We start from the raw sequence: 17,753 nt of genomic DNA, 5'->3' as shown, positions 1-17,753 counted from the left end.
TCATTTTCTGTTAACCTAAACATCCTCGCTCAGAAGTGGGGACAATATCGTGTCAGGAACCGCCGCAAACCCGGCTCTCTCATCCGTGCAGCGGTTTCATGCCCTGGACGGCATGCGCGGCATCGCAGCAATCGTTGTGATGCTGTATCACTATGTTGGCGCGTCCCAGTCCCGCCTGTTCATGAACAGCTATATCGCTGTGGACCTTTTCTTCATCCTGAGCGGCTTTGTCATCTATCACGCCTATGCCACGGCCATACTCGGCGGCATGCCGGCGGGCGTATTTGCCAACAAGCGCATATCGCGCCTCGCTCCCACCGTGGCGGGGGGCGTGGTGCTGGGTGCCATTGCCGCGCTGATCGTGATGCTGGAAACAGGACGGGATTTCAGTCCGTTGGACTTTGCCCTTACGCATATGGGCCATTTCGCTTTCGTGCCGGCCCTGTCCGACTATCAGATACCCGCCAGCGATTCCCTGATCCTGTTTCCATCCAATCCGCCGCTCTGGTCCATTTTCTACGAACTTGTCGCCAGCCTGGCCTTCATCTGGATTGCGCGCATTCCACGTTGGCGGCTGGTCGGTGCGGCCCTTGCCGCCTTCTCCCTCTACCTGTTCTGCTGTCTCGCCTTGTCCCGCATGACCGGAACCGCGTTGACGGCCAATGTCGGCTGGAATCATGCGACGTTTTTCTTCGGCTTCCCCCGGGTGTTTTCCGGCTTCCTGATGGGCATCATCATCTATCGCCTGCTCAGGCGTCTGGATGACTGGATCGAGACGCACCTGCCGCGCCTTGCCGGACCACTGCCAACGCTTGGCCTGTTCGCGGCGACGCTCTGTGTCCTGATGTGCCCCTTTTACGCCAAGGGCGTCTATCAATTCGTGGCCATCGGAATGCTCTGCCCTCTGCTGATCCTGGTGGGAGCGCGCGTCACGCCGGGGCGCAGCTGGCTGACCGCAGTTTGTGACGGCCTCGGCACACTGTCTTTCCCACTCTACTGCGTGCACGAACCCGTGCGACACATGACGAATATCCTGCTGAAACGGATCGGCCTGCCGGACAGCGCATTGGGCCTGCGCGTTACCATTACAGTAATCCTCGCCTTCCTCGCCTCGGGCATGCTGCTCTGGCTACTCGGCCAGCTACGCGCCCGCCATCGCCTCAGCTCCGGACTGAAGCCGTTTCTGGGCTGAAACACAGACTGTCGGGTTGTCGGTCTGGTGATATGGACATGCTCATATCCTCCCCTGCTACACAGGGCAGGAAAGCCACCTATGCCACAACTGCGATACGGGCCTCGTTCACGCTCGGCACGTCATCCTTCACGGCGTGCGGCTGGAAGTGCAGCAATTCCCAGCGGCCGTCATGATGCTCGACAAGGGCGGTGCAGCTTTCCACCCAGTCGCCATCATTCATGTAGGTAATGCCGTCAATCTCGCGCATTTCGGCGACATGGATATGGCCACAGATCGCGCCATCGAATTCCTTGCGGCGGCAATAGTCCGCCACATGCCCCTCGAAATTGTGGATATGGTTCAGCGCGCGCTTGGTCCGCTTCTTCAGCGCCTGCGAGAGAGACCAGTACGGCATGCCGAGCCGACGGCGGATCGCGTTCAGCTTCGTGTTCGCCCAAAGCAGGAAATTGTAGGCGTGATCGCCCAGATGCATGATCCATTTGCGGTCGGCCCGCATCATGCCGTCAAACATGTCGCCGTGTACAACGAGATAGCGCTTGCCATCCTCGCCCTCATGCACCGCGCGGTTCTTCACCTTGATCTCGCCAAAGGCCAGGCGAAACTGCAGGAAAGCCCGCAGGAACTCGTCATGATTGCCGATGATATAGGTCACATCCGTGCCACGCTTGGCGGCCGTCAGGATACGGCGGATGACATTGGTATGCGATTGCGGCCAGTACCATTTCTTCCGCATGCGCCAGCCATCAATGATGTCGCCCACCAGATAGAGCTGCTCTGACGTATGCGTCTTCATGAAGGCGCACAGCGCATCGGCCTGACACCCGGCGCTGCCGAGGTGGACATCCGAAATGAAGATCGAGCGATAATCCGGGCGTTTGTCTGGACGGGTCATGGGAACGGCCCATAAGCCAGTTCGGTATGAGTTTTATGACAGCAATCCCCCTAATTTCGTCACAAAACCGCAACGAAAACAGCGATCAGAGATTAGTTTGTCCTCCCCCTCCGGGAACGGAGCTATACTGCGCGCATGGATCACCTGTTTGCCCCGCCCCAGAATCTGCCGCCGGATATGGAATCCCGCCGGTTCTGGATCTGGCTGCAACTGATCCTCTTGCGCCTCCATGTGCGCATGGTGAAGGGCGCGGACGCGAATTTTCTCTATGGATTGACCCGCACCGGACAGGTCTTCCTCGTCGAGATCGGCGACACGAAGGCCGAGCATCAGGCAGCGCTTGCCCGCAAGAAACAGCAGGACATGCTGAACTGGACGCCGTCAAAGGCTTTTGCAGCAGCGCTGGACGGCGCATCCCTCCTGTCCGCGCACCCCATCGAAGGCGGGGCCCCGGAAGCGAACGCCTTCCTTGCGCCTGTCGCGCCCGCGGCCTGCGCCCCTATTGCGGGCTGCACTCTGCCACCCCCAGACACCTGACCGGTCTCCTTACAAAAGAAAACTCGATTTCCAGAAACGAAGCGCCTTCACGGGCGTCGCATGTGCAGCTGCCTATCCGGTTTTCACGCCGCCGCCACGCCGGGCGAGCCAGACCCCGCCAAGGATCAATGCGAAAGCGATCAGCGCATGCCAACTCTGGGTCTCCCGGAAAAAGATCCATCCGAGCACGGCGCTGACCACCGGAATGGCATAGCCGGTCAATGAGAGGAACGTCGCGCTGGTCCGCGCAATCAGGAACATGTAGAGCGCCTGCGCAATCGCGGTCGGGATGACGCCAAGGCCCACAACGCCCGCCCAATGGGTCCAGTCCGCATTCACGTCGGACGGGTCCACCGTGAAGACCAGAGGCCATGACACGATCGCCGCCAGCGTGACAAAGCCGGTGGCAAAGGGAATGGCCTCGATCTTCGGCGCGCCCCGCGCCATCAGGCTGGCCGCCGCATAATTCATCGTTGCCAGGATCAACAGAAGCTGCGCCACCACGCTCGCATTGCCCAGCCCCTTCATCGCGTCCGGCCCGAACAACACCGCCACGCCCGCAAACCCGGCCAGCACGCCCACCGCCGTACCGCGCGTCATGCGTTCATCCGCAAACAGAAAAGTTGCGCCACTGACCACAAAGATAGGCACCGCCGCGGTATAGAGCGCCGCAAGGCTGGAATTCACCGTCTCTTGCGCCGTGGTGATCAGGAAGAAGGGAAAGACAGACCCGGCCAGCCCCATGCCAATGATGGCGATCCAGCGTGGCTTGTCCCGGAAGGATGGCAGTTTCTGCCCGCGCGCCAGCATGACGATCCACAGCAATGCCGCGCCGATGGTCAGGCGCCCCGGCAACACCCAGCCAACCGGCAGGCCTGCGTCCGGATTGCCCTTGTCGACCGCCACGCGCGTCAGGGCATAGGCCCCGGCCCAGAACAGGGTCAGCAGCGCAAACAGCGCCCAGTCGGATGCCGACCGGCCAGTGGGCAATTGCTGGCTCATGGCATGGGTTCGCCGCGAGAAGTTTCGAGGATGGAATACCATTGCTGGCGCGTCAGCGGGATGGCCAGCGCATTGCGCGCCGCCCGCAATCGCTCCGGGCGCTGCGTGCCCAACAGAACAATCGGCCTGGCAGGATGCTTCAGCAGGAAGGCCAGCGCCACATCGCTGCGCTGCGCATCATACAGGGCGGCCAGCCGGTCCAGCGTCTCATGCAATTCGGCCAGGCGGCCGGGGTCATCCGCCTGCGGCGTGTATCCCTCGCCCAGCCTGCCCCCGGCCAGCGGCGACCAGACAATCGGCGTTGCCCCGGTTTCCTGGCACCAGTCCAGCGTGCCATCTTCCAGCGGCTGCAGATGCAGGGCCGAGAATTCCGGCTGGGTGCTGACAATGCGCGCGCCCAGATGCGCCTGCAGCGCGCGGGTCTGCGCCACCGTGAAATTGGACACGCCGGCATAGCCGATCTTTCCGTCCGCAATCAGAGTGTCCAGCGCTCCGGCCACTTCCTCCCACGGGGTCAGCAGGTCCGGGCGGTGGATCTGGTACAGATCAATCCGCTCAACGCCCAGCCGCGTCAGCGAGGCTTCGCAGGCTTCGATCAGATAGGCCCGGCTGGAATTGTAGGGCACAGGCGGAATGATCCCGCCCTTGCTGGCCAGCACCATCCGGGCGCGCCGCGCAGGGTCTGCTGCCAGCACCTCGCCCAGCAGCGCCTCTGCCGCGCCGAACCCGGCATCGCCGAAACCGTAAATGTCCGCCGTATCAATCAGCGTCATGCCCAGATCGAGTGCCGTCTCGATCAGCGTCTCGGCATGGGACAATTCGTGTCCCAGAAAACGCCAGCACCCAAAGCCCAGACTGCCGGCTTCAAGTCCGCTCGATCCGATCTGCGTTTGCCGCATGCGCTCACTCCCTGAAGACTTCCGCAATACGGGCCCGGCGAGGGCAAGTCCACGCCCGATAACTGTTAGCGCAATCAGGGGTGAGCGGCGCGAGGCCGCATGGCGAGCGGGTGGACGAAATTGCGTAGTCGTCGTAAAGGGCCAGCAGATTTAAAGCCTGCCGCTCCAAAGGAGATTTTTCATGGCCATTCGTGTTGCAATCAATGGTTTTGGCCGCATTGGCCGCCTCGTCCTGCGTTCGATCATCGAGCATGATCGCAAGGATATCGAAGTCGTCGCGATCAACGATCTCGGCCCAGTGGCCACCAATGCCCACCTGCTTCAGTACGATTCCATTCATGGCCGGTTGAACCAAACGGTCGAAGTGGACGGTGACACGATCATCGTTGGCGACCGCAAATTCCTCTGCACCGCCGTTCGCGACCCCGCTGACCTGCCGCACGCCGAACTGGACATCGACATCGCGATGGAATGTACCGGCATCTTTGCAGACAAGGAAAAAGCCTCCGCCCACCTGAAGGCTGGCGCCAAGCGCGTGCTGGTTTCCGCCCCGGCCACCAATGCCGACAAGACCATCGTCTACGGCGTGAACCATTCCACGCTGACCAAGGATGATCTCGTTGTCTCCAACGCGTCCTGCACCACGAACTGCCTGTCACCGGTCGCCAAGGTCCTGAACGATACGGTCGGCATCAAGCGCGGCTACATGACCACGGTCCACTCCTACACGGGCGACCAGCCCACGCTGGACCGCATGCACAAGGATCTCTACCGCGGCCGCGCGGCTGCCATGTCCATGATCCCGACCTCGACCGGCGCTGCCAAGGCTGTCGGCCTCGTCCTGCCGGAACTGAAGGGCAAGCTTGACGGTTCCGCCGTTCGCGTCCCGACACCGAACGTTTCCATGATCGACCTCGTCTTTGACGCCGGCAAGCCGACCACGGTTGAAGAGATCAACACCGCAATCAAGGCCGCCGCCGATGGCGAGATGAAAGGCGTGCTCGGCTATACCGACAAGCCGCTGGTCTCTGCAGACTTCAACCACGATCCGCACTCCTCCACCTTCGCGCTCGACCAGACACAGGTCATCGAAGGCACGATGGTTCGCGTCCTGTCCTGGTATGACAATGAGTGGGGCTTTGCGACCCGGATGAGCGATACGGCGCTCGCCATGTCAAAGCTGATCTAGCACCCCTCTTCCAAGAGCGCTTCCTGGCCGGGAGGCGCTCTTTTTCCATCCCCACCGCATTGCGCCCGCATGGCCGGGCCTATTGGAGATATCCTCATGTCCAGCTTCAAACGCCTTGCCGATGCCGGTGACCTGACCGGCAAGACTGCCCTCGTCCGGGTCGACTTCAACGTGCCGATGGAAAACGGCCTCGTAACGGATGACACTCGCCTGCGCGCCGCGGTGGATACAGTCCAGACCCTGCGGACCCAAGGCGCGAAAGTGGCCCTGCTGGCGCATTTCGGACGCCCGAAGGGTGAGCGCGTGGCAGAGATGAGCCTTGCCCCCGTGGCAGGCGCGTTCGGCAAGGTGCTCGGCTCAAATGTCAGCTTCATCGCCGACTGCAAGGGCGATCATGTAAAGGCCGCCATCGAGAAGCTCGAACCGGCTGGCGTGATCCTGCTGGAAAACACCCGCTATTATGCCGGTGAGGAAAAAGGCGATCCCGAACTGGCAAAAGAGATCGCTGAGCTGGGCGATATCTACGTCAACGACGCCTTTTCCGCCGCTCACCGCAAGCACGTCTCGACGGCCGTTCTGGCCTCGCTCCTGCCGGCCTATGCCGGCGTGAACATGGAAGCCGAGCTGGACGCGCTGGACAAGGCCCTCGGCACGCCGGAGCGCCCGGTCCTCGCCGTGGTTGGCGGCGCAAAGGTCTCCTCCAAGATCGACTTGCTGAAAAACCTCGTCACCAAGGTGGACTCGCTCGCCATCGGCGGCGGCATGGCCAACACCTTCCTGGCCGCGCAAGGCATCAGCGTCGGCAAGTCCCTGTGCGAGCATGACCTCGCCGACACCGCACGAGAGATCATGCAGGTGGCCGCGCAAAACAAATGCGAGATCCTCCTGCCGGTCGATGTCGTCGTGGCGAAGGACTTCAAGGCCCATGCCGAGAACCGCACCTGCGCCGTCGATGACGTTGCCGAGGACGAGATGATCCTCGACGCGGGCGTGAAAACCGTCGCCAAGCTGGTCGCCGCAATGGGCGCCTCGAAGACTCTGGTCTGGAACGGCCCGCTCGGCGCGTTCGAACTGACCCCGTTCGACAAGGCCACGGTAGCCGCCGCCCAGGCTGCAGGCATTCGCGCCAAGGACGGCAAGCTGGTTGCTGTTGCCGGGGGCGGAGACACCGTCGCCGCGCTCAACCATGCAGACGCCGCAAGCGACTTCACCTTCGTCTCCACAGCCGGTGGCGCCTTCCTCGAATGGATGGAAGGCAAGGCCCTGCCCGGCGTCGAAGCGCTCAAGGCCTGATCCTTTTTGAGACAGCCCTGCGGCATATCGCGCGGGGCCTTTCAAATGACAACGTTCCCAGAAAGTGCTGCAGGGCATCAGAAAAATTTTTATGCAGCCTGATTGCGCGGCCGAGCCCGTTAATCCTGCACGGATTTCGCCCTGATACTTCCCCAGATCGCCTGTAGTGATTACGATTCAGGCGATCTGCCGTGCGGGATTTTCCAGATAGGTAGCCCTGTTGACCCGTCTGACAGGCACGGTACTTGAATGCAAAGTTTGCAAACTTCACGCATGCAAGGGACGCCCCGTTATTCCTATGACCAATCCACAAATGGCCCGGCAGATTGCCGAGAAAAATGGCTTCATCGCAGCACTCGACCAATCCGGCGGTTCCACGCCCAAGGCGCTGCGGCTGTATGGTGTCAACGAAGACGCCTATTCCAATGATGAAGAGATGTTCTCGCTGATCCATGACATGCGCGCCCGCATCATCAAGGCGCCTGCTTTCAATGGCGAGAAAGTCATCGGCGCGATCCTCTTCGAACGCACGATGGATGGTGAAGTCGACGGAACGCCGACCGCTGAATATCTCTGGAACGAACATCAGGTCGTCCCCTTCCTGAAGGTCGACAAGGGCCTCGCCGACGAGGCGAATGGCGTTCAACTGATGAAGCCGATGCCAGACCTCGACAGCCTGCTGGAGCGCGCTGTCTCAAAGGGCATCTTCGGCACCAAGATGCGCTCCGTCATCCATGCGGCCAACCCGGAAGGCATTGCCGCCATCGTTGCGCAGCAATTTGACGTGGGCCGCCAGATCCTGGGCCACGGCCTGATGCCGATCATCGAGCCGGAAGTCACGATCACCATCTCTGACAAGGCTGAAGCCGAAGACATCCTTCTGGCAGAGATCACCAAACAGCTCGACGCGCTCGGTGAAGACAAGCAGGTGATGCTGAAACTGTCCCTGCCGACCAAGGCGAACCAATACAAATCACTGGTCGAGCATCCGCGTGTGATGCGCGTTGTTGCCCTGTCCGGTGGGTATTCCCGCACCGACGCATGTGACAAGCTTTCCCAGAACACCGGCATGATCGCCAGCTTCTCCCGCGCCCTGACCGAAGGCCTCTCGGCCCAGCAGAGCGACGAGGATTTCAACACGACGCTGGCCGCCACAATCGACAATATCTGCGCAGCCTCCGCAGCGGGCTGATCGCTGCAGACAGCTTGATGAGAAGGCGGCTCTGCGGGGCCGCCTTTTTCATTTGGCCGCCACATCACCGAGTCTGAGGACTTTCAGCAGATTGTCCGCTGCGCTATAGCGCGCGCCATGAGCACACCTGAAGACTATGTCCGCCCGCGTACGCGGCTTTACCTGATCACCCCTCCCCGCATTGAGGATGTGGATGGCTTTGCCGCCCTGCTGGAAACTGCCCTCTCGGCGGGCGATGTGGCCTGTCTTCAGCTTCGCCTGAAGACCGAGGCCGGAGAAATCGACGAAGCCGCGACCCGCGAGGTCAGCGCTGCCGTGACGGCTATGGCACAGGCATATGGCGCTGCCGTACTGATCAATGACAGCCCTCAGCTCGCCGTGGAACTCGGCGCGGACGGCGTGCATGTTGGCCTGGACGATGTGCCGGTGAAAACGGCGCGGGAGATCGTCGGCAAGGACATGATCGTCGGCGCCACCGCCAAGAATTCCCGCCACGCGGCCATGCAGGCCAGCGAAGCCGGCGCGGACTATGTCGCGTTTGGCGCGTTCTTCGCCACCGGCACGAAAGATGACACGGTGGAGGCGTCGCCAGACCTGCTGGAGATCTGGCAGGAAAGCATGGAAGTGCCCTGCGTCGCGATTGGCGGAATTACCGTCGAGAACGCCGAGCCGCTTGTCATGGCCGGCGCAGACTTCCTCGCCGTGTCCTCCGGCGTGTGGAACCACCCGGCCGGTGCTCCGGCCGCGGTGGCAGAGTTCAATGCATTGCTGGATCGACTGGATCCATCCGCAAACTAGAAGTCTGACGAAGCCGGGCTTGCCGCAGGCGGCGTCGGGCCGGACTTCATTTCCTTGAGTTCGCGGACATCGTCGCTGATGCGGAAGAACAGCATGTAGAGTTCGCACATGAAGCGCCAGAACAGCAGGCTGATCGCGCCACCGATGATCGCCGCGATGACGATACCTATGCCGCCGAGGAAGCTCTGGCTGACCATGACACCGAGCCCCGTCAAAAGCATGATGATGGCGTAAAGCCCAATCCCCACGAGGCCGATATAGTAGAGTATCTTAATCAGCGTCGTGCCGATCAGCTTGTCAAAAGTAAGCAGGCGTTGAATCATTTTGTGTCCCCCATATTCCAGTGGAAATGGCATTCTGCTCACGATTGCAGCCATCTGTGAATAGAGGTCGGGGCAAGGAGGGCCGGATTTGTTGCCCAGCCCGCTTGGCAGGCGCATTAACACACCCCGGCTTGACCGTTTCCAGCCTAGGGCTTACGCCCCCGCCAAACCTTCAAAAGGACACGCCTCCCATGGTCAAGATCAATGGCAACGAAATCAAGCCGGGCAACGTCATCGAGCATGACGGCAGCGTCTGGCGCGCCCTGAAGACGGCTTCAGTCAAGCCAGGCAAGGGCGGCGCATTCAATCAGGTCGAGCTGCGCAACCTGTTGAACGGCTCCAAATCCAATGTTCGCTTCCGCTCATCCGAGACCGTCGAGAAGGTCCGCCTGGAGCAGAAAGACCACCAATTCCTGTTCGCAGACGATGACTCCTTCACCTTCATGGATCAGGAGAATTTCGAGCAGATCATGATCCCGCGGGATTTCATCGGTGATCAGGGCGCTTTCCTGCAGGACGGCATGGTTGTCGAGATCGAGTTCTATGGCGAGAAGCCGATTGGCGTGTCCCTGCCCGAGCAGGTCATCCTCGAAGTCGAGGAAACCGAGCCGGTCGTGAAGGGCCAGACTGCTGCAAACAGCTTCAAGCCAGCCAGCTGCACCGGCGGTGTCCGCATCATGGTTCCGCCCTTTGTCGGCACCGGCGAGAAAATCGTCGTCCAGACCGCCGATTCCACTTATCTCCGCCGCGCAGACTAAGGTCAGACATGTCCAAGCCCTCCCCCGTCGGCACCGTAATGATCGCAGCCGCTCGCGCAGCGGGTCGCTCCCTCGCGCGTGATTTCGGCGAAGTCGAAAACCTGCAGGTCTCAAAGAAGGGCCCGGCTGATTTCGTCTCGAACGCAGATCATCGCGCCGAAGAGATCATCTACAATTCCCTCACCAAGGCGCGGCCAGGCTATGGCTTCGTCATGGAAGAACGGGGCATTGTCGAGGGCACGGACAAGTCCAACAAATTCATCGTTGACCCGCTCGACGGCACGCTGAACTTCCTGCACGGGCAACCGCACTATGCCGTTTCCATCGCGCTGGAACGTGAGGGCAAGCTGCTGACAGGCGTCGTCTATGATGTCGCCAAGAATGAGATCTTCTGGGCCGAAACCGGTCGCGGTGCCTGGCTGGAGAACCGCAAGCTGCGCGTTGCCGCTCGGACCAAGCTGCATGAAGCGGTCGTCGCCACCGGAACGCCCTGGCATGGCAAGGCCGAAGAGAAACACACGCATTTCGCCCGCGAGATGCTGGCCATGACCCCAGCCTGCGCCGGTATTCGTCGCTATGGGTCGGCGGCGCTGGACCTGGCCTATGTTGCCGCTGGCCGGTTCGATGGTTTCTGGGAACGCGGCCTGCAGCCCTGGGACATTGCGGCCGGAATCGTGCTAGTTCGGGAAGCTGGCGGCACGATCACAGAGATTGATGGCGGTGATGTGATGCAGACCGGATCCCTGCTCGCAGCGAATGAAGACCTGCACCCGCTGATCGAAAAGCAATTGCGCCACGCCGCTGCATTTGCCCGCAAGGCAGACTAGGCCCCTTCCGTAGGGTCGCCCCCCGCAAGGGTCAGAAACTCCGTGACACCTGCGTCATTTTTTGGCCTTATGGGCTGAAAAACGGGCAGGAAACAGTCATGACACACTCCGATACGGACGTTCTGATCATCGGGGCCGGTCTCTCCGGCATTGGCGCAGCGGTTCATCTGGGAAAGAAATGCCCCGGCCTGGGCTATCAGATCTTCGAGCAGCGCAACGCAATTGGCGGAACCTGGGACCTGTTCCGTTATCCGGGCATCCGTTCGGACAGTGACATGCACACGCTGGGGTACAATTTCAAACCCTGGACCGAAGCCAAGGCGATCGCAGACGGCCCGTCCATCCGGAAATATGTTGAAGACACGGCCGATGAATACGGCATCACACCCCACATTCGTTTCAATACGAAGATCGTGGCCGCGAACTGGTCGAGTGAGGAGCAACTCTGGCATGTGACGCATGAGGATGACCTTGGCGCGCGGGACGTCACGACCTGCCGGTTCCTGTTCATGTGCGGCGGCTATTATCGCTATGATGAGGGATATCGTCCGGACTTCCCGGGGGAAGCCACCTATGAGGGCCAGTTCATCCATCCCCAGCACTGGCCGGAGGATCTGGACTATTCCGGCAAGAAAGTCGTGATCATCGGCTCTGGCGCAACGGCGATGACGCTGGTGCCCGCGATGACCGACAAGGCAGCGCACGTCACCATGCTGCAGCGCTCGCCCACCTACGTCGTGTCGCGCCCGGCCGTGGACAAGTTCGCAAACTTCCTGCGCAAGATTCTGCCCGATAGCTGGGCTTATTCCTTCATCCGCTGGCGGAATGTCCTGTTGCAGCAATTCTTTTTCAGGCAGACGCGCGCAAATCCGGACAAGGCTCGGGACCGCCTGGTCGGCATGGTGAAGGAAGAACTTGGCCCCGATTATCCGGTCGAGACGCATTTCAATCCCGCCTACAATCCGTGGGAGCAGCGGCTTTGCCTTGTGCCGGATTCAGACCTGTTCAATGCGCTGAAATCCGGCAAGGCCAGCGTCGAAACTGACCATATCGAGACGTTCACCAAGACGGGAATCAAGCTGAAATCCGGCAAGGAACTGGACGCGGACATCGTGGTGACCGCGACGGGGCTTCAGCTGCAATTCCTGAACGGGGTCGAAGTCTCCATCGATGGCGAAAAGCGCGATCCCGGTCGCATGCTGAACTACAAGGGCGTCATGCTGTCCAACATGCCGAACCTGGCGTGTACGTTCGGCTACACGAACGCTTCATGGACACTGAAAGCCGATCTGACGTCTGAATATGTCTGTCGCCTGCTGAATTACATGGACCAGCACGGGTATGGCTCGGCGATGCCGAAGCTGGATCATTATCCGAACCAGACAGAACCGTTCGTGGATTTCTCGTCAGGCTATTTCCAGCGCGTCATGGACCAGTTCCCTCGCCAGCATACAGAGAAGCCCTGGAAGTTGAATCAGAGCTACAGCGCTGACCTGATGAATCTGCGATTCGGGAAACTTGATGATGGCGTGCTGAGCTTTACCCCCGCAGAAGAAGCGGACGTTCAGCCAGCCTTGCAGGCCGCCGAATAGGGCTGGCCAATCAGACAGGCTTGAACAGGCTCAAGGCCACGATGATGGCGATGAATACCCATATCATGACGATCAGGAAGCTTGCCTGATTTTCCAGAGCGCGGACGCGCGCATTGCGCGCGTCGGTCACGCCATCCGTTTTCATTTCGCCCCAGACCCGGAAGAAACGGATAAGCTGTAGCCGCACCAGAACGCCAGTCGCGATCACACCGGCGAACGCCGCGAACTTGAATCGAAGCCAAAGTGGAATTGGCCAATCCCCTCCGATCACACCGATCGACATCAGCAGCAGAACGCCCATCAGCACATAGCGCGATCCACGGTCGAGTGCAGCGAGCCGGGCCCCTACTGCCGAGTGCCGCACGCGGTGAATGTATTCGACGAAGCCAAGCCAGAACACGCCAAGCACAGCGGCGGCGATCATCAATGTCTGGCCGCCGGGGACCCAGCCATACGCGGCCAGAAGAATGGTTCCGAGGGAGGCCTGAAGCACCAGCGCAAACCGGACGTGCTGATCCGTATTCATCACATGCTGCAGCATCCGGTCTCGCGCCTCGAGCGGAGAAGCAACGTCTCGGGTGGCGAACCGGAAAGAGGAATTGATGACCAATTCTGAGCCCAGCCAATATCCCACCACGATAATGTGAGCCACGAGCAGCCAATGTATCATGCGGTTTCACCCCAAATCCGGTCCAGAGAAGCAGCAGCCAATCAGAGGCGCCCTCATTGATATACCTTTCGAGGGTGGCGCAGATTGCTCCATCTTTCAATGGACACGTCATGGCCAGCCGATATCATCCGCCGCGTAGGGGCTTGATGAAGGAACTGGAACTATGTGGCTTTGGCTATTGTGGTGGTGTGTAGACGATCATCTGGCAGAGGCATTGGAAACGCCGGGCCTCGGGGAGCTGCCGATCTGGGTGCCCCTTGTCCTATCACTTGCCTTTGCGTTCACGATTGACGGCAAGGTCAAGAAACTCCGCAAGAAATAGGCGGATCAGCCTTCTGCAAATTGCAACTCGGCGAGGCGGGCATAGAGCCCCCCTTTGGTGACGAGTTGGTCATGATTGCCCTCTTCCACGATGCGACCATGCTCCATCACGATGATCCGGTCCGCCCGGCGCACGGTCGACAGGCGGTGCGCAATGACGAGCGTCGTCCGGCCCTCAGCGGCATTGGAGATCGCGCGGCGCACCGCTGCCTCACTTTCGGAATCGAGCGCGGAGGTCGCCTCGTCCAGCAACAGGACCGGCGCGTCACGCACGAGCGCGCGCGCGAGGGCAACCCGCTGGCGCTGACCACCAGACAGGCTCCGCCCCTTCTGGCCGAGATCTGTCGCGAGGCCATCCTTCTCGGCGAGGAACTCGAACGCTTCCGCCATGCGCGCGGCATTTTCCAGCAGCGCCTCGTCGGGATTATCGGTCCCGAAGCCGATATTCTGCGCCGCCGTACCTGTGAACAAGGCAGACTCCTGCGGGGCATAGGCAAATTGCTGTCGCCAGTCGCGCGGATCCGCCTGCATCGCGGACACGCCGTCCAGAACAATTCGGCCTGACTGAACATCGAACAGGCGAAGCGCGAGACGGAAGACGGTTGTCTTGCCCGCACCACTGGGGCCGACCAGGGCAACAAACTCGCCGGGTTTCACAGACAGCGAGAAATGCTCCAGCGCCGATACGGTCTCATCCCCATAGCGGAAGGTGACGTCATCAAACTCCAACGCGCCAGTCACCGTCGCAGGCAGGGCCACCGGATGCTCTGGCGCAGTAATCTCGGGTTCGGCGTTCAGAACCTCTGCCGCGCGGTCCGCCGCACCCGCAGCGCGCATCACCTCGCCATAGACTTCCGCAAGCATTCCGAAGCCTGAACCGGCATAAAGCGCGTACAACACCATGGAGGCGAGATCGCCAAAGCTCATCTCCCCCGTCGCAACGGCGCGCGCACCAAGCCACAACACACCCACAAAGCCGCCAAACAACAGCACCGACACCAGCACGATCATGATGGAGCGCGCCCCGATCCGCCGCATAGCGGCCTCGAACGTTGCTTCGACCGCCTCGGTGAAAGCGCCAAGGCGGCTCTGTTCCCGGTTATAGGCCTGCACCAATTCAATGGCATCAAGCGCTTCGGCGGCCTCTGCCCCAGCATCTGCCAGCCGCGATTGCGCCCGGTTCGACATGGTTCGAATGACGCGGCCAATCGCCATCACGGGCAGCACCGCAATCGGCAGCATGGCCAGAAGGGTCAGCCCCAGTTTCCAGTTCACGACCAGCATCATGGTCAGTGCGCCGATTGTCGTCAGCAGGGTGCGTGTCGCCAGAGAGGCCGATGACCCGAGAAATGTCTCTATCAGGGTAATGTCTGCCGTCAGGCGTGAGACCGCCTCCCCCGACCGCATCTGGGAATGATAGCGCGGGGACAGCTTCAGAAGGTGGGCGTAGAGATCCTTGCGCAGGTCAGCGGCGATCCGCTCGCCGAAACGCGAGACGAAATAAAACCGGACAGCGCCAAGCACGCCAGACAGGATTGCCGCCAGCGCCACCCAGAGAAATGCGCGGTCGACCAGCGACAGCAATTCCTCGGCATTTCCCTGCGCCGCACTTCCGGCATCAGCAGCGCTGCCCAGAAGCAAGGGAATGGCAAGGCTGACAGCCGCAGCAACGACCAGGAAGATCAGCGCAACCGTGACCGTCACCCAGTGACGCGCCACGTAGGGCAGCAGCAAGGCGAGCGGCTTCAGGGACTTCGCCTTGGGACGATGGACGGCCTCGCCACCCTCCGGCTGCGTTGCACGACGATCGTCTACAAGGGAGCTGTCAGTATCGGCCATTGGGTGTCTATAGTTCCTTTCAGATTCCCTGCCAGCAACCACTTGCAGAGGCGTCCTGTTTCAGTTACACGCGCCACTTCGAAAACAGGCTGAGACAAGCCCGCGCACCCGAACACGGCCGAGCGCGGTTGTCATTAGAGTTCAAGAGAGGCGAAGGCCATGAAAAAAGAAGGTCATCCCGACTATCACTTCATCACCGTGGTGATGACCGATGGCACCGAATACCAGACACGCTCCACCTATGGCAGCGAAGGCGACCGCCTTGTTCTGGATATCGACTCCAAATCGCACCCGGCATGGACCGGCGGCGACGGCAAGATGCTGGACCGCGGTGGCCGCGTGTCGCGCTTCAAAGACAAGTTCAAAGGCTTCATGTAAGCGTCCTTCGCTTCGCATGATGCGTACAGTGGAAAGCCCCGGCCTTTTGGCCGGGGCTTTTCTGTTGATCCCACCATATCTGAATGTCGCGGCAGGACCGGCGGATTAACCACCACTTAACCCGTCCAAGCGAGCGTGCCCTCCAATTCCAAGGAGGCACAAAGCATGCTGCGCGGCGGTCAGGTCAAATCCCTCTTGTATTCCGTGACGATTCTCGCCGGACTGACCGGAGCGGTTGCCCTGGCAGCACAGGCCACGATTGATCAGGACGGCCTGGTCTATTGGTCAGATGGTGATTCCGGGCGCCTTCCGGATGGCACCAAATTCCGCCTGCATGGCGTGGACGCACCAGAAACCCGAAGCCTGAAACAGATTGGCGGCGCAGAGTGCGAGTCCGAGCGTGAGCTTGGCTATATCGCCAAGGAGAAAGTGCTCGAACTGACGCGCGACGCGGATATCAAGGTGACGCGTGACTACGGGCCGGACCGGTACAAGCGGCAGGTGGTCGATCTCAGCATCAATGGCGAAGACCTCGCTGCACGCTTGGTGGCCGAAGGCACGCACCAGGTTTGGGATTATGATGGCGGTGCCCCAAAGCCGGACTGGTGTGCGCCCCGGCGTCCCGCATCCAATACCGCCCCGTTGAGCCCGTAAGCCTTCGCTCAGCTTGCCCCTCGAGTGAACACTGCCTAGGCTTGCCCAGGAAGCCATGAGGAATTGATGCCGATGTTCAATTTGCGCCTGGCGATTGCGCCGCTGATCCTGTCCGGACTTGCGGCGTGCGACGCGCTGGATCCCCCGCCCCCGCAGACTCAGAAAATGCCGAGTGCAGAGACGAAGGCGCCCGTCGTCACGGATCGCCCGCTTGGTCTGGATGAAATCAGGACGCCTGCCGGCATTCGTGTGTTGCCGGCGGAAAAGCGTGTTCTCGTCTTGTCAGGTCACGTTGCAGCCGGGGCCGCGCTATATCGTGCTGGCGACCGCGAAGCTGCCACATCGCATTTCGGCCGCCTGACGACTGATGGCACAGCGACAGAACGCGCCGGTTTTGAAGCATTTGGGTTTGAACCCGCAGCGTTTGACGATTTTCCGACAGACCCCACAGGCGGAACTGAAACAAGCGCTGATCCGTCAGAAGCGGAAGCCCACATTCTGGACGTGATCGCTGAAACCGGCACAAGGCCGCTGGATCAGATCCTGTTCCTGCTGGAACAGTGCTCTGACTCCTACGCCACTGGCGTGTTAGACGCCGCCATTGAGCGCCCCCTTGCCTATCAGGCGTCATATGGCTACGCGGTCATCGCCCGTGACATCGCCCGCCAGATCGAAGACGGAGATGATCTCCTGCTGGAACTGGAGATATTGGTGCGGATGTGGCCTGATGAAGGCCCGGTAGACGCCGACGCCGTTGCGCCGGAGCCTGCCATCGGCACGCAGGTCGCCCGCGCGCGCCTTGCGGCCTCAATCCTTTAGAAGGGCATCAATAAACCCGACCGCCTCTATCGAACTCCAGTCGGCATCGCCAGCCAGCCGGGCAATCTCGAGACCAGCTTCATCGTACAGGATCGTCGTCGGGAATCCCTGAGCGCCGCTATCATAGACGATTTCATACTGCTCCGGCGTCGCAATGTGGAAGGTGATGTTGCTCGCGCCCAGTTCCCCGAGCCTCTGCGCGGCATAGTCCCGGTCCTCCTCGGAATCGACACTGATCGCCACGACTTCAAACCGGTCGCCGCCACGCGCTGTCTGCAATGCGCCCAACGAGGGCATCTCCTTTTCGCAGGGTGCGCACCAGGTGGCCCAGAAATTCACCAGCACGACCTTGCCCTGATAGGCCTGCAGGGTTACCGGAGTGCCGTCTTGCCGGTAGAAGGGCGACGAGGCGGCGGGCGTTCCGGCCTTTGAGAAGTCCAGCTTCTCGATTTCCCCTCGCGCGAAGGCTTCCAGCCGGTTATCTGGAGCTTTTCCGCTCCCTGCGCTCATCAGCGCATAGACAATTGCGATCAGGCCCACCAAGAAGAGGGCGATATAGGCCAGACGGGTCATGG

Annotated in this window: 20 protein-coding genes; 13 read left to right on the top strand and 7 right to left on the bottom strand. The window is 60.9% G+C overall.

The window, feature by feature from the left end:
- Positions 1-49: 49 nt before the first annotated feature.
- A complete protein-coding gene (locus HF931_RS05260; RefSeq protein ID WP_155841640.1) occupies positions 50-1,192 on the top strand; it encodes an acyltransferase family protein in 1,143 nt (380 codons plus the stop codon).
- Between the two features lie 79 nt (positions 1,193-1,271).
- Here the strand turns inward: HF931_RS05260 and HF931_RS05255 are convergent, their stop codons facing one another.
- On the bottom strand, positions 1,272-2,087 hold the full coding sequence (locus HF931_RS05255; protein ID WP_051602412.1) for a UDP-2,3-diacylglucosamine diphosphatase: 816 nt from the start codon (positions 2,085-2,087) through the stop codon (positions 1,272-1,274).
- A gap of 135 nt (positions 2,088-2,222) precedes the next feature.
- On the opposite strand from HF931_RS05255, the gene HF931_RS05250 reads away from it, so the two are divergent.
- The gene (locus HF931_RS05250; RefSeq protein WP_273242241.1) at positions 2,223-2,624 is read left to right on the top strand and encodes a hypothetical protein; all 402 of its coding nucleotides are present in this window, start codon (positions 2,223-2,225) and stop codon (positions 2,622-2,624) included.
- Between the two features lie 72 nt (positions 2,625-2,696).
- Here the strand turns inward: HF931_RS05250 and HF931_RS05245 are convergent, their stop codons facing one another.
- Together HF931_RS05245 and HF931_RS05240 are read right to left on the bottom strand one after the other, a co-directional pair.
- Positions 2,697-3,626, bottom strand: a complete 930-nt coding sequence (locus HF931_RS05245) for a DMT family transporter (RefSeq protein ID WP_035547699.1) — start codon at positions 3,624-3,626, stop codon at positions 2,697-2,699.
- A complete protein-coding gene (locus HF931_RS05240) occupies positions 3,623-4,525 on the bottom strand; it encodes an aldo/keto reductase (protein ID WP_273242238.1) in 903 nt (300 codons plus the stop codon). The genes HF931_RS05245 and HF931_RS05240 overlap by 4 nt, the downstream gene beginning before the upstream one ends.
- Positions 4,526-4,706: 181 nt before the next feature.
- On the opposite strand from HF931_RS05240, the gene gap reads away from it, so the two are divergent.
- The 4 genes from gap (at position 4,707) to thiE (ending at position 8,997) form a co-directional block, all read left to right on the top strand.
- Positions 4,707-5,714: a type I glyceraldehyde-3-phosphate dehydrogenase gene (gap, locus tag HF931_RS05235; RefSeq protein WP_035547704.1), complete on the top strand. Its 1,008-nt coding sequence runs from the start codon at positions 4,707-4,709 to the stop codon at positions 5,712-5,714.
- 96 nt (positions 5,715-5,810) lie between these two features.
- Positions 5,811-7,007 carry a phosphoglycerate kinase gene (locus HF931_RS05230; RefSeq protein WP_273242236.1) on the top strand — a complete coding sequence of 399 codons (1,197 nt, stop codon included), beginning with the start codon at positions 5,811-5,813 and terminating at the stop codon, positions 7,005-7,007.
- A 298-nt stretch (positions 7,008-7,305) separates the two neighbouring features.
- Positions 7,306-8,199, top strand: a complete 894-nt coding sequence (locus tag HF931_RS05225; protein WP_035547710.1) for a fructose bisphosphate aldolase — start codon at positions 7,306-7,308, stop codon at positions 8,197-8,199.
- A 117-nt stretch (positions 8,200-8,316) separates the two neighbouring features.
- Entirely contained in the window at positions 8,317-8,997 is a 681-nt protein-coding gene (thiE, locus tag HF931_RS05220) for a thiamine phosphate synthase (RefSeq protein ID WP_273242233.1), read from the top strand.
- Here thiE and HF931_RS05215 read toward each other — a convergent pair.
- Positions 8,994-9,320: a DUF4282 domain-containing protein gene (locus HF931_RS05215; RefSeq protein WP_162175933.1), complete on the bottom strand. Its 327-nt coding sequence runs from the start codon at positions 9,318-9,320 to the stop codon at positions 8,994-8,996. The two genes, thiE and HF931_RS05215, sit on opposite strands and share 4 nt — an antisense overlap.
- 191 nt (positions 9,321-9,511) lie before the next feature.
- On the opposite strand from HF931_RS05215, the gene efp reads away from it, so the two are divergent.
- The 3 genes from efp to HF931_RS05200 all read left to right on the top strand — a co-directional run bounded on the left by efp (position 9,512) and on the right by HF931_RS05200 (position 12,497).
- On the top strand, positions 9,512-10,078 hold the full coding sequence (gene efp, locus HF931_RS05210; RefSeq protein WP_035547719.1) for an elongation factor P: 567 nt from the start codon (positions 9,512-9,514) through the stop codon (positions 10,076-10,078).
- 8 nt (positions 10,079-10,086) lie between these two features.
- On the top strand, positions 10,087-10,905 hold the full coding sequence (locus HF931_RS05205; RefSeq protein ID WP_035547722.1) for an inositol monophosphatase family protein: 819 nt from the start codon (positions 10,087-10,089) through the stop codon (positions 10,903-10,905).
- Between the two features lie 98 nt (positions 10,906-11,003).
- Positions 11,004-12,497: a flavin-containing monooxygenase gene (locus tag HF931_RS05200; RefSeq protein ID WP_273242230.1), complete on the top strand. Its 1,494-nt coding sequence runs from the start codon at positions 11,004-11,006 to the stop codon at positions 12,495-12,497.
- A 10-nt stretch (positions 12,498-12,507) separates the two neighbouring features.
- On the opposite strand, the gene HF931_RS05195 is transcribed toward HF931_RS05200, so the two are convergent.
- On the bottom strand, positions 12,508-13,167 hold the full coding sequence (locus HF931_RS05195; protein ID WP_273242228.1) for a hypothetical protein: 660 nt from the start codon (positions 13,165-13,167) through the stop codon (positions 12,508-12,510).
- Positions 13,168-13,330: 163 nt separating this feature from the next.
- On the opposite strand from HF931_RS05195, the gene HF931_RS05190 reads away from it, so the two are divergent.
- Positions 13,331-13,489 (top strand): hypothetical protein, encoded by a 159-nt coding sequence (locus HF931_RS05190; protein WP_164473909.1) that lies wholly within the window; start codon positions 13,331-13,333, stop codon positions 13,487-13,489.
- Between the two features lie 5 nt (positions 13,490-13,494).
- Here the strand turns inward: HF931_RS05190 and HF931_RS05185 are convergent, their stop codons facing one another.
- On the bottom strand, positions 13,495-15,327 hold the full coding sequence (locus HF931_RS05185) for an ABC transporter transmembrane domain-containing protein (RefSeq protein WP_273242203.1): 1,833 nt from the start codon (positions 15,325-15,327) through the stop codon (positions 13,495-13,497).
- Positions 15,328-15,486: 159 nt separating this feature from the next.
- Between HF931_RS05185 and rpmE the strand changes: the two genes are divergently transcribed.
- The 3 genes from rpmE to HF931_RS05170 all read left to right on the top strand — a co-directional run bounded on the left by rpmE (position 15,487) and on the right by HF931_RS05170 (position 17,178).
- A complete protein-coding gene (gene rpmE, locus HF931_RS05180) occupies positions 15,487-15,705 on the top strand; it encodes a 50S ribosomal protein L31 (protein ID WP_027838126.1) in 219 nt (72 codons plus the stop codon).
- A gap of 165 nt (positions 15,706-15,870) precedes the next feature.
- Positions 15,871-16,359, top strand: a complete 489-nt coding sequence (locus HF931_RS05175; RefSeq protein WP_273242202.1) for a thermonuclease family protein — start codon at positions 15,871-15,873, stop codon at positions 16,357-16,359.
- A gap of 66 nt (positions 16,360-16,425) precedes the next feature.
- A complete protein-coding gene (locus HF931_RS05170; RefSeq protein ID WP_273242200.1) occupies positions 16,426-17,178 on the top strand; it encodes a hypothetical protein in 753 nt (250 codons plus the stop codon).
- Here the strand turns inward: HF931_RS05170 and HF931_RS05165 are convergent.
- Complete coding sequence (locus tag HF931_RS05165) at positions 17,167-17,751, bottom strand: TlpA family protein disulfide reductase (protein WP_272981623.1); 585 nt, start codon at positions 17,749-17,751, stop codon at positions 17,167-17,169. The genes HF931_RS05170 and HF931_RS05165 overlap by 12 nt on opposite strands.
- Between the last annotated feature and the right edge of the window lie 2 nt (positions 17,752-17,753).

The sequence above is a fragment of the Hyphomonas atlantica corrig. genome (assembly GCF_017795365.1).
In the GTDB taxonomy this organism is placed as follows: Bacteria; Pseudomonadota; Alphaproteobacteria; order Caulobacterales; family Hyphomonadaceae; genus Hyphomonas; species Hyphomonas atlantica.
The sequence above is the reverse complement of the archived record's forward strand: the minus strand, read 5'-3'. Positions and strand labels throughout refer to the sequence as shown.